Genomic DNA, 10,292 nt, shown 5'->3' with positions numbered 1-10,292 from the left:
CCGCCGCCGGCCTCGACGCCGGCTCCGGCCGTCAGCCGCCCGGCCCCGGCCGCGCAGGCGCCGGCTCCGGTCGGCCAGACGGGCTGATCCAGGCCGGCTGATCCGGATCCGCTGATCCACACCCGATACGCAAACGGCGCGCGCCCTGGCAGGCACGCGCCGTTTTCAATTCAGCGACGCCCTGGGCTCTCGAGCCCTCGGCGCGCAAGGCGGCGCGTTCAGCCGGCCCGCTCTTCCGCGCGCCAGAGCTCGGTGCGGATCGACGGCCCCGCCTCGGGATTGAACCACATGCTGTCCTGGATGTGGGAGGTGGTGACGTAGATGGCCCCGTCGGGCCCCTGGGCGAAGCTGTCGGGCCAGCGCAGGCGCTCGTCCTGGACGAAGGTTCGCACTTCGCCGTTCGGTTCGCGGACCTTCACCGCGTTCTCCTCGAGCGCCGACATGAACAGGCGTCCGCGGTCGTCCATCCAGTAGCCGTCGGAGACGCCGATCTCGGCCAGGGTCTCGACCTTTCGCCCCAGCGCTTCCGCAGACAGGGAAACGTCGTCCAGCGCCGCGGTGGGGACGCGGTACACGGTACGGCCGGTCAGGGCCTGATAGATCACGTAGGCGCCGTCCGGCGTGATCTCGATGCTGTCGGAGGCGAATTCGGCCCCGCGCCCGTCCGGGCGGCGCAGCGGCCGGCCGTCCGTCTTCACGACGACGTCCTTCTCCGGTTGGGTGCTGGGGTGTCCGTCCAGCACGCGCCGGGCCTGGCCGGTCTGCAGGTCCACGACCACCAGGGCGCCCTTCGCTCCGGAGTCGGTGATGTAGGCGGTCCGGCCGTTCGGATGGAAGCGGACGTCGTTCAGATAGCTGCCTTGGGGCGCGGACTGCGGGTCGAAGGCGATGGTCCGGGCCACGCGGTCGGTCGCCAGGTCGACCTGCACCAGCTTCGGCCCGCCCTCGACCACCTGCTGCAGGCCGGGCGCGGCCGGGTCCAGCACCCACAGGCTCCCTCGGCCGTCGCTGACCACCGACTGCACGCAGACGAAGCGGTCGTGCGGCGTGAGCTCGTTCTTGCGGGCGTTGCGCCACTCGTTCCAACGCGCGTCCGGATAGGGGCGGAGCTCGCCGTCCACCAGTTCGGCGACCGAGATCGGCGAGTCCTCGGTCCAGCGTGGGAAATTCACGAAGATGCGGCCGTCCTCGCTGACGGCGACGCCGGTGACCTGGTGATCGAATTCCGAGACCAGGGTGAGTTCGGCGGGCATGGCGGTCCTCCTGGGTGGCTGTGACCGATGTGAGCGGGAGCGCCGCGGCTCGCGCCGCTTGGGCGGGTACCTGGGCTCGGCGGCGTCCATGGAAGCCGGCGATCAGACTCAATCCGCCGGGGCGAAAGAGGTTCTGGCCGCGGCGACGCGAAAGGACATGCGCGCACCGGCCGCCGTGGCGCGACGCGGGCGCATCCCTTATGTTCGCGCGCGATGAGCAATCACCAGCATGTCCGCCCCTGGCGCGCCATCGAGCGCCGCAAGAGCCGCAAGATCCGCGTCGGTAACGTCGAGGTCGGCGGCGACGCGCCGATCTCGGTGCAGTCGATGACCAACACGCCGACGTCCGACGCCGGGGCGACCATCGACCAGATCCGCCAGCTGGAGGAGGCGGGGGCCGACATCGTGCGGGTGTCGTGCCCGGACGAGGACTCCACCGCCGCGTTCAGGACCATCGCCAGGGCGGCGAAGGTGCCGCTGGTGGCCGACATCCACTTCCACTACCGCCGCGGCATCGAGGCGGCCAAGGCCGGCGCGGCCTGCCTGCGCATCAACCCCGGCAACATCGGCTCGCCCGACCGGGTGCGCGAGGTGGTGCAGGCGGCCAAGGACCACGGCTGCTCGATCCGCATCGGCGTCAACGCCGGCTCGCTGGAGAAGGAGCTGCTGGAGCGCTACGGCGAGCCCTGCCCGGAGGCCATGGTCGAAAGCGCGCTGAACCACGCGCGCATCCTGCAGGACCACGACTTCCACGAGTTCAAGATCAGCGTGAAGGCGTCCGACGTCTTCCTGACCGTGGCCGCCTACCAGATGCTGGCCGAGGCGATCGACTGCCCGCTGCACCTGGGCGTGACCGAGGCCGGTCCCCTGCGCACCGGCACCATCAAGAGCTCGATCGGCCTGGGGAACCTGCTGTGGGCCGGCATCGGCGACACCATCCGCGTGTCCCTGGCCGCCGATCCGGTCGAGGAGATCAAGGTCGGCTTCGACATCCTCAAGTCGCTGGGCCTGCGCCACCGCGGGGTCAACATCATCGCCTGCCCGTCGTGCGCCCGTCAGGGCTTCAACGTCATCGAAACGGTGGCGACCCTGGAAGAGCGGCTGGCCCACGTGGCCACGCCCATGTCGCTGTCGATCATCGGCTGCGTGGTCAACGGCCCGGGCGAGGCCCTGTTCACCGACGTCGGCTTCACCGGCGGCGGCAAGGGCGCGGGCATGGTCTACATGGCCGGCAAGCCGGACCACAAAATGGACAACGACCGCATGGTCGACCACATCGTCGAGCTGGTCGAGAAGAAGGCCGCCGAGCTGGAAGCGGCCAAGGCGGCGGCGGAGTAACAGCCCCTCTCCCGGTCGGGAGAGGGAGGGGCCCGCGTCGCGAAGCGACGTGGGAGGGTGAGGGGCACGGGAGCGCGCAGGACTTGGCGCGCCAAGGCCGCCCCGTCCGTAATCCCTCATCCTTCCGCGCGGACCTTCGAGCTTCGCTCTCCGGTGCGCGGGCTCCGTCCTTCTCCCGCCGGGAGAAGGATGGCCCGCTTCCGGCCCAGGCCGAACGGCGTTAGAGGGGCGGGGATGAAGAACGTCCTGTTCGTCTGCAGCCAGAACAAGCTGCGCAGTCCGACCGCCGAGCAGGTGTTCTCCACCTGGGACGGGATCGAGACCCTGTCGGCCGGGACCAACGCCGACGCCGACACCCCGCTGACCGGCGAGCTGGTCGAGTGGGCCGACGTCATCTTCGTCATGGAGAAGACGCACCGGAGCAAGCTGTCCCAGCGGTTCAAGCGCCACCTCAAGAAGGCCCGGGTGATCTGCCTGGATATCCCCGACGACTACGCGTTCATGGACCCGGAGCTGGTGCGCATCCTGGAAGCGCGGGTGCCGCGGTTTTTGCGGTAGCGCCCGCCTGAGCCCGTCTTCATCACCCGTCATCCCGGCCGTAGCGGAGCGCAGCGAAGTGGAGAGCCGGGACCCAGCCAGCGCGACGCTCGTTGCAGCGCGGGTTTCGCAGCGTTGATCTGGAGCTTGCTGGGTCCCGGCTCTCCGGCCCGCTGCGCGGGCCTGCGGCCGGGATGACGGGTTGGTTAGGGACGTGCCTACCCCCCCGGCCCCACCGTCACCGTCATCGTCGTGGTGGCGTGCGTCTTCGCCCCCGGCAGCTGGTTCTTGCGGTACTTGGCCCGCGCCTCGTAGGCGACGTCGACCAGCATGCGCAGGAAGGCGACGTAGCGGGAGGCGTCGGCCGGGTCGCCGACGATGGCGCTGTACGACGCCGGCAGGCGCGACGAGGGCTCCAGCTTCAGCAGCGCCGCCTCCTCGACCACGCCCCTCGTCACCGCGCCCAGCTTGCGCAGGCGCTTCAGCCGCTGGTAGGGCCCCATCCACCAGGGCGGGAAGGGGACCAGCCACATGATCCGGGGCCAGCGGCCGCGATAGCCCTGCTCCAGGTCGTCGAGGATCAGCATCAAGAGGCGGTAGCTGGTGGCGATAACCCCCACCGGCATCTTCTGCAGCTTGGCCGTGCGCACCAGCCAGGCCAGTTCCGAGCGCACCTGAGGCGGCGTCGCCTCGGAAAGCTTGATCGGGTCCTTCTCCGCCGTGGGCGTGAAGGGGGCCAGCATCAGGTTGGGATAGCCGTAGGGCGCGCTGGTGAGCGGCAGCATGGGGGGCTGGCCGGGCGGGGCGCCGCCGCCTTCCTTCCCGTCGCCGCCTTCCTTGTCGTCGTCGTCGCCGGCCATGGACGGTTCCTGAGCGCCACGGAAACTCGCGAGCGGGGAGGAAAGCTCCGCTTGACCCGAGCGTGGCCGGGAGATTAGCGGGAGCTCACCCAGACCATTTCCCGCCGAAGTGGACGCCGGTTCGGCCCAGGAAATGGTCTAAATGCAAGATTCCGGGCGTTGCCGACCCAATCGGGTCGGGGAACGCTCTGGGGAGAACCTCCATGCGCCTGTTCATCGCCTCCGCCTCGCCGTTCGTCCGCAAGTGCCGCATCGTGGCGCGCGAGAAGGGCGTGCTGGACCAGATGGAGGAGGTCACCGCCGACCCCTACGCCAACGACCCCGAGCTGGTCGCCGCCAACCCGATCGCCCAGATCCCCGCCCTGGTGCTGGACGACGGCACGGTGTTCACCGACAGCCCGGTGATCGCCGCCGTGCTCGACGACCTGGGCGCCGGCGGGCGCCTGACCCCGCAGGACGCCGAGGGCGCCTGGCGGGTGCGCCGGCTGGAGACCCTGGCGGGCGGCGTGCTGGAAATGGCCGTGAAGCTGGTGCTGGAGGGCCGCCGCCCGGAAAACGAGCGCTCGCCGACCTGGATCAAGCGCTGGACCGACAACATGGGCCGCGCGCTCGACGCCCTGGAAGCTTGGGACGTGCAGCCCGACCCGCTGGACATGGGCGTCATCACCACCGGCGTGGCCCTGACCTACCTCGACTTCCGCCACCCCAACTACGACTGGAAGACCGGCCGCCCCAACCTCGTCGCCCTGCAGAAGGCGCTGGAGCAACGCCAGAGCTTCAAGGAGACGTATCCGAAGTAAGCGGGGCGCTCTCTCAAACTTTCACTCCCGTCATCCCGGCCGGAGCGGAGCGCGAGCTCCGCGGAGAGCCGGGACCCAGCAAGTGCCGCGCTTGTTGCAGCCCCGGTTTCGCAGCGTTGAGGTCGAGTTGCTGGGTCCCGGATAAGCGCTGCGCGCTTTCCGGGATGACGAGGTGTTTGGGGGCGAAAGCCCCGTGTTGAGGGCACCCGCGAGAATCGCGGGCTGCAACAAGCATTGCGCTTGCTGGGTCCCGGCTCTCCGCTGCGCTGCGCTGCGCTTCGCTCCGGCCGGGATGACGGGTTGAGGTGAAAGCCCGTGCGCAGCTCACGCTGCGCGCTTTCCGGGATGACGGATAGAATTTAGGCTCCGCCTGCCATGTCAGCCCGCTATCCGCTGATCGCCGTCTACATCGTGGCCAGCGCGCGCAACGGCACGCTCTACACCGGCGTGACCAGCGATCTGGGGCGGCGCGTCCTGCAGCACAAGCACGGCGCCTTCGAGGGCTTCAGCAAGCGGCACGGCTGCACCCGTCTCGTCTGGTTCGATCCGCACGAGGTGATGGTCGCGGCCATCGCACGCGAAAAGCAGGTGAAGCGCTGGCCGCGGAAGTGGAAGCTCGACCTGATCGAGGCCGAGAACCCGGACTGGCGGGACCTGTCCGACGGGTGGTTCGAAGAGACCACCAGCGCGTGGCTCGTGCCGCCGCCGCATTCTTAGATCGTGGTGAGCGTCCCCTTTCCGTCGTCATCCCGGCCGCAGCGGAGCGAAGCGCAGCGGAGAGCCGGGACCCAGCAAGCGCAACGCTGGTTGCAGCGCGCGTCGCAGCGTCGAGGTCGAGTTGCTGGGTCCCGGATAAGCGCTCCGCGCTTTCCGGGATGACGGAAATGATGAGGACGGCGGGCTGGGAAAAGCAGCCTGCAACGCTTGCTGGGTCCGGGCTCTCCGCTCCGGCCGGGATGACGGGTGTTGTTAGGTGGCCGCCGCCTCTGCGAACACGAACACCCTTCGCGGGCGCAGGCGGACCTTGGCCCCCGCGGCCAGGCTGCCCGGGGTGGCGTCGCGCAGCAGGTCGACTTCGAAGAGGGCGCCGTCTTCGGCCTGGCATTCGGCGCGGATCAGGGCGCCGCGGGCCGACAGGTGGGTGATCGTCACCGGTACGCCGCCTTCGACGGCCAGGTCGACCTCGTGGGGGCGGAAGCGGGCGACGGCGTGGGGGGCGTCACGGACGGGGCCCAAGGCGGGGGCCGAGAAGCCGCCGTCGAACATGGCGTGGCCGTCGACCACCTTGCAGGGCAGCCGGTTGGAATCGCCCAGGAAGTCGAACACGAAGGCGGTGGCCGGGGCCGCCTGCAGCTCGGCCGGCCGGCCGATCTGCTCGACGCGGCCGGCGTTCAGCACCACCACCCGGTCGGCCAGGTCCATGGCCTCCTCCTGGTCGTGGGTGACGAAGACGGTGGTCACCCCGGTCTCGTCGTGGATCTGGCGCAGCCAGCGGCGCAGCTCGCGGCGCACCTTGGCGTCCAGCGCCCCGAACGGCTCGTCCAGCAGCAGCATGCGCGGCTCGATGGCCAGGGCGCGGGCGAGCGCCACGCGCTGGCGCTGGCCGCCGGACAGCTGGGCCGGATAGCGCTTGTCCAGGCCCTCCAGCTGAACCAGCGCCAGCAGCCGCTTCACCCGTGCGGCGATCTCGGTCCCCGGCGGCCGGTCGCGGCGCGGGCGCACCTTCAGGCCGAAGGCGACGTTGTCGGCCACCGTCATGTGGCGGAACAGGGCGTAGTGCTGGAACACCATGCCCACCCGCCGCTCGCGCGGGCTCAAACGCAAAAAGTCCTCGCCGCCGAACAGCACCCGCCCCTCGTCCGGGCGCGACAGGCCGGCCAGCACCCTCAGCAGCGAGGTCTTGCCCGAGCCCGACGGCCCCAGCAGGGCCAGGAACTCGCCGTCGACCGCGGCTAGCGACACGCGGTCCAGCGCCGCGAAGCGGCCGAAGCGCTTGGAGACGTTCTCGACCGACAGGCTCATGTCGGCGCCGCCCGAAAGATCTCCCCCCGCCGGGGGAGGGCAATCGCATATAGCTTCGTCATCCCGGCCGGACGCCCGCGCAAGCGGGCGGGAGAGCCGGGACCCAGCCAGCGCGACGCTTGTTGCAGGCGGATTTTGCAGCGTTGAGGCCGAGCTCGCTGGGTCCCGGCTCTCCGCTGCGCTGCGCTCCGCTGCGGCCGGGAGGACGGCTTGTTCAAATGCGACAGCCCTGCCCCCTGTGGGGGGGAGATCTCGTTCATCCTCACTTTCATCAGTGCCGCCGCCCGGCCGACAGCTCGCCGGCGTAGCGCCATTCCAGGCCGGTCTTCAGGGCCAGGGTGACCAGGGCCAGGCCCGCCAGCAGCGAGGCCACGGCGAAGGCGCCGACGAAGTCGTACTCGTTGTAGAGCACCTCCACGTGCAGCGGCATGGTGTTGGTCTTGCCGCGGATGTGGCCGCTGACCACCGACACCGCCCCGAACTCGCCCATGGCCCGGGCGGTGCATAGCAGGACGCCGTACAGCAGGGCCCACTTCACGTTGGGCAGGGTCACCCGGGTGAAGGTGGTCCAGCCGCCGGCCCCCAGCGTCACGGCGGCGGTCTCCTCGTCGGCGCCCTGTTCGGCCATCAGGGGGATCAGCTCGCGGGCGACGAAGGGCAGGGTGACCAACAGCGTGGCCAGCACCAGCGCGCTGACGGTGAAGATGATGCGGATCCCGGCCGCCTCCAGGGCCGGGCCGAACCAGCCGTTGGCCCCGAACAGCAGCACCCAGACCAGGCCCGAAATCACCGGCGAGATCGAGAACGGCAGGTCGATCAGGGTCAGCAGGAAGCCCTTGCCGCGGAAGTCGAACTTGGCCACCGCCCAGGCCGCGGCCAGGCCGAACACCGCGTTCAGGGGCACGCAGATGCCGGCGACCAGCAGGGTCAGGCGGATGGCGGCCTGGGCGTCCGGGTCGCGGAAGGCTTCGAGGTATTCGCCCACGCCCTTCCTCAGGGCCTCGGCGAACACGGAGATCAGCGGCAGGACGATGACCACGGCCAGCCAGGCGACCGCCACGGCCAGCAGCAAAAACGCGCCCAGGCTGGCCGGGCGTTTCAGCCCCACCGACCTCATGCGGCCCCCCGCCGGGCCAGGATCACCTGGCTGAGATTGATGGTGAGCAGGCCCAGCGCCGCCAGGCCCAGCATGACCAGGCCCACGGCCGCGGCGCCGGCGTAGTCGAACTGCTCCAGCCGGATGACGATGAGGAGCGGCGCGATCTCCGAGACCAGCGGCATGTTGCCGGCGATGAAGATCACCGAGCCGTATTCGCCCAGCGCCCGGGCGAAGGCCAAAGCAAAGCCGGTGACGCAGGCCGGGGCCAGGGCCGGCAGGATCACCTTGACCACCCGCTGCACGGGGTTGGCGCCCAGCGTCTCGGCCGCCTCCTCCAGCTCGGCGTCCAGGTCCTGCATGACCGGCTGCACCGAGCGGACCACGAAGGGCAGGCCGACGAACACCATGGCCACCAGCACGCCCAGCGGCGTGTAGGCGACCTTGATCCCCAGCGGCTCCAGGAACGAGCCGATCCAGCCGTTGCCGGCGTAGATGGCGGTCAGCGCGATGCCGGCCACGGCGGTCGGCAGGGCGAAGGGCAGGTCGACCACCGCGTCGGCGAACCGCCGGCCCGGAAAGTCGTAGCGGACCAGCACCCAGGTCACGACCAGGCCGAACACCACGTTGACCGCCGCGGCCGCCAGCGCCGCGCCGAACGACAGCCGAAGCGCCGCCAGCACCCGCGGCTCGGTCACGCTCCGCCAGAACCCCTCCAGCCCCAGCTCCCACGGCCGCGCCACCAGGGCCGCCAACGGCAGCACCACCAGCAGGCCCAGCCAGAACAGCGTGAACCCCAGCGCCGGCCCGAAGCCGGGAAGGACGCTGGGCTCGATCCAGCGGCGGGCGGTCATCCGAGAGCTCCGCCCGCTAGGGGGAGGGCTATCGCTCCTATCTGACCGTCATCCCGGCCGCAGCGGAGCGAAGCGCAGCGGAGAGCCGGGACCCAGCAAGCGCTGCGCTTGTTGCAGCGCGCAGATCGCAGCGTCGAGGTCGAGCTTGCTGGGTCCCGGATAAGCGCTGCGCGCTTTCCGGGATGACGATCTTTGAAATGCGAAGGTCCTGCCGCTGTTGCAGCGCGGCTTCGCAGCGTCGCGGTGGAGCGCGCTGGGTCCCGGCTCTTCGCTGCGCTGCGCTCCGCTGCGGCCGGGATGACGGCCGAGAGGAGGGGCCTCACTTCCGGTCCCCCTGGTAGATCCGGTCGAACACCCCGCCGTCGGCGAAGAAGGTCTTCTGCGCCGCTTCCCACCCCCCGAAGTCCGCGATCGTCGCCATCTGAACCGCCGGGAACCGCGCCGCATACTTGGCCGCCACGGTCGGGTTCGACGGCCGATAGTGGTGCTTGGCCACCAGGTCCTGGGCCCAGTCGTCGTAGAGCGCCTTCACATAGGCCTCGGCCACCTCGCGGGTGCCGCGCCGGTCGACGACCTTGTCGACCACGGCGACGGGCGGCTCGGCCTTGATCGACAGGGACGGCAGGACGATGTCGACCTTGCCGGCGCCCAGCTCCTCGACCGACAGGTGCGCCTCGTTCTCCCAGGCCAGCAGCACGTCGCCGATGCCGCGCTGGACGAAGGTGGTGGTCGCGCCGCGCGCGCCGGTGTCGAGCACCGGCACGTTCTTGTAGAGCTTGCCGACGAACGCCTCGGGCGGGCCGGCCACGTCCGGGTGCTTCTGCGCCCACGCCCACGCGGCCAGGAAGTTCCAGCGCGCCCCGCCCGAGGTCTTGGGGTTGGGCGTGATCACCGACACGCCCGGTATGGCCAGGTCCTGCCAGTCGCGGATCCCGCGCGGATTGCCCTTCCGCACCAGGAACACGATGGTCGAGGTGTAGGGGCAGGAATTGTCCGGCAGCCGCGTCTGCCAGTCGGGGCTGAGCAGCCCCCGCGCGGCCAGGGCGTCGATGTCGTAGGCCAGGGCCAGGGTGACCACGTCGGCCTCCAGCCCGTCGATCACCGCGCGCGCCTGCTTGCCCGAGCCGCCGTGCGACATGTTCACCGCCACCTCGCGCCCGCCGGCCTTGCGCCAGGCGTCGACGAAGCGGGCGTTGAAGTCCTTGTAGAGCTCCCGCGTCGGGTCGTAGCTGACGTTGAGGATCTGCGTCGCGCCCCCCGTCGCCCCGCCCTGGCGGCAGGCCGCCAGAGGACCGACGAGCGGGCTGAGCGCCAGCGCGCCGGCGGCGCCGATGAAGTCGCGCTTGGTCGGGCGGCGGGTCATGACCGGTCTCCTGAACGCCGTGGGAGACAAAGAGGGGAGGGGCGCTCCGGTTCCGTCACTTCGACGTTGTCGGGGTTTGGCCAGAGGGGCGGGGCGGGCCGCCCAATATGACCCGTCATCCCGGCCCCCCGGGTCCGGCCTTTGGCCGGCCGGAGGACAGGCTCCGCGG

The 10,292-nt window shown here is 70.6% G+C and carries 10 protein-coding genes; 4 read left to right on the top strand and 6 right to left on the bottom strand.

The window, feature by feature from the left end:
• Positions 1 to 218: 218 nt before the first annotated feature.
• The gene (locus H8B08_RS18800) at positions 219 to 1,253 is read right to left on the bottom strand and encodes an L-dopachrome tautomerase-related protein (RefSeq protein ID WP_187451735.1); all 1,035 of its coding nucleotides are present in this window, start codon (positions 1,251 to 1,253) and stop codon (positions 219 to 221) included.
• 213 nt (positions 1,254 to 1,466) lie between these two features.
• Here H8B08_RS18800 and ispG point away from each other — a divergent pair, with 213 nt between their 5' ends.
• Both ispG and H8B08_RS18790 read left to right on the top strand, forming a co-directional pair.
• Positions 1,467 to 2,591 carry a flavodoxin-dependent (E)-4-hydroxy-3-methylbut-2-enyl-diphosphate synthase gene (gene ispG / locus H8B08_RS18795; protein ID WP_187451734.1) on the top strand — a complete coding sequence of 375 codons (1,125 nt, stop codon included), beginning with the start codon at positions 1,467 to 1,469 and terminating at the stop codon, positions 2,589 to 2,591.
• 234 nt (positions 2,592 to 2,825) lie between these two features.
• The gene (locus H8B08_RS18790; RefSeq protein ID WP_187451733.1) at positions 2,826 to 3,149 is read left to right on the top strand and encodes a low molecular weight protein tyrosine phosphatase family protein; all 324 of its coding nucleotides are present in this window, start codon (positions 2,826 to 2,828) and stop codon (positions 3,147 to 3,149) included.
• Between the two features lie 197 nt (positions 3,150 to 3,346).
• Here H8B08_RS18790 and H8B08_RS18785 read toward each other — a convergent pair whose 3' ends face one another.
• The gene (locus H8B08_RS18785; protein WP_187451732.1) at positions 3,347 to 3,988 is read right to left on the bottom strand and encodes a hypothetical protein; all 642 of its coding nucleotides are present in this window, start codon (positions 3,986 to 3,988) and stop codon (positions 3,347 to 3,349) included.
• A 203-nt stretch (positions 3,989 to 4,191) separates the two neighbouring features.
• Here H8B08_RS18785 and H8B08_RS18780 point away from each other — a divergent pair, with 203 nt between their 5' ends.
• A complete protein-coding gene (locus H8B08_RS18780; protein ID WP_187451731.1) occupies positions 4,192 to 4,788 on the top strand; it encodes a glutathione S-transferase N-terminal domain-containing protein in 597 nt (198 codons plus the stop codon).
• Between the two features lie 375 nt (positions 4,789 to 5,163).
• Positions 5,164 to 5,505 (top strand): GIY-YIG nuclease family protein, encoded by a 342-nt coding sequence (locus tag H8B08_RS18775; RefSeq protein WP_187451730.1) that lies wholly within the window; start codon positions 5,164 to 5,166, stop codon positions 5,503 to 5,505.
• A gap of 252 nt (positions 5,506 to 5,757) precedes the next feature.
• Here the strand turns inward: H8B08_RS18775 and H8B08_RS18770 are convergent, their stop codons facing one another.
• The 4 genes from H8B08_RS18770 to H8B08_RS18755 all read right to left on the bottom strand — a co-directional run bounded on the left by H8B08_RS18770 (position 5,758) and on the right by H8B08_RS18755 (position 10,123).
• Positions 5,758 to 6,810: a sulfate/molybdate ABC transporter ATP-binding protein gene (locus H8B08_RS18770; RefSeq protein ID WP_187451729.1), complete on the bottom strand. Its 1,053-nt coding sequence runs from the start codon at positions 6,808 to 6,810 to the stop codon at positions 5,758 to 5,760.
• Positions 6,811 to 7,081: 271 nt separating this feature from the next.
• Complete coding sequence (gene cysW, locus H8B08_RS18765) at positions 7,082 to 7,927, bottom strand: sulfate ABC transporter permease subunit CysW (protein ID WP_187451728.1); 846 nt, start codon at positions 7,925 to 7,927, stop codon at positions 7,082 to 7,084.
• Positions 7,924 to 8,760 carry a sulfate ABC transporter permease subunit CysT gene (gene cysT / locus H8B08_RS18760; protein ID WP_187451727.1) on the bottom strand — a complete coding sequence of 279 codons (837 nt, stop codon included), beginning with the start codon at positions 8,758 to 8,760 and terminating at the stop codon, positions 7,924 to 7,926. The genes cysW and cysT overlap by 4 nt, the downstream gene beginning before the upstream one ends.
• Positions 8,761 to 9,079: 319 nt before the next feature.
• Positions 9,080 to 10,123, bottom strand: a complete 1,044-nt coding sequence (locus H8B08_RS18755) for a sulfate ABC transporter substrate-binding protein (RefSeq protein WP_187451726.1) — start codon at positions 10,121 to 10,123, stop codon at positions 9,080 to 9,082.
• Positions 10,124 to 10,292 lie beyond the last annotated feature (169 nt).

Source organism: Caulobacter sp. 17J80-11 (genome assembly GCF_014349105.1).
In the GTDB taxonomy this organism is placed as follows: domain Bacteria; phylum Pseudomonadota; class Alphaproteobacteria; order Caulobacterales; family Caulobacteraceae; genus 17J80-11.
This window is presented reverse-complemented; position numbering and strand designations above follow the sequence as displayed.

Bases quoted from the DNA above. Each gene is read 5' to 3' on its own strand.
- H8B08_RS18775 (WP_187451730.1), top strand. From the start codon at position 5,164: ATGTCAGCCCGCTATCCGCTGATCGCCGTCTACATCGTGGCCAGCGCG.
- H8B08_RS18800 (WP_187451735.1), bottom strand. From the start codon at position 1,253: ATGCCCGCCGAACTCACCCTGGTCTCGGAATTCGATCACCAGGTCACC.
- cysT (WP_187451727.1), bottom strand. From the start codon at position 8,760: ATGACCGCCCGCCGCTGGATCGAGCCCAGCGTCCTTCCCGGCTTCGGG.
- H8B08_RS18790 (WP_187451733.1), top strand. From the start codon at position 2,826: ATGAAGAACGTCCTGTTCGTCTGCAGCCAGAACAAGCTGCGCAGTCCG.
- H8B08_RS18780 (WP_187451731.1), top strand. From the start codon at position 4,192: ATGCGCCTGTTCATCGCCTCCGCCTCGCCGTTCGTCCGCAAGTGCCGC.
- cysW (WP_187451728.1), bottom strand. From the start codon at position 7,927: ATGAGGTCGGTGGGGCTGAAACGCCCGGCCAGCCTGGGCGCGTTTTTG.
- ispG (WP_187451734.1), top strand. From the start codon at position 1,467: ATGAGCAATCACCAGCATGTCCGCCCCTGGCGCGCCATCGAGCGCCGC.
- H8B08_RS18755 (WP_187451726.1), bottom strand. From the start codon at position 10,123: ATGACCCGCCGCCCGACCAAGCGCGACTTCATCGGCGCCGCCGGCGCG.
- H8B08_RS18770 (WP_187451729.1), bottom strand. From the start codon at position 6,810: ATGAGCCTGTCGGTCGAGAACGTCTCCAAGCGCTTCGGCCGCTTCGCG.
- H8B08_RS18785 (WP_187451732.1), bottom strand. From the start codon at position 3,988: ATGGCCGGCGACGACGACGACAAGGAAGGCGGCGACGGGAAGGAAGGC.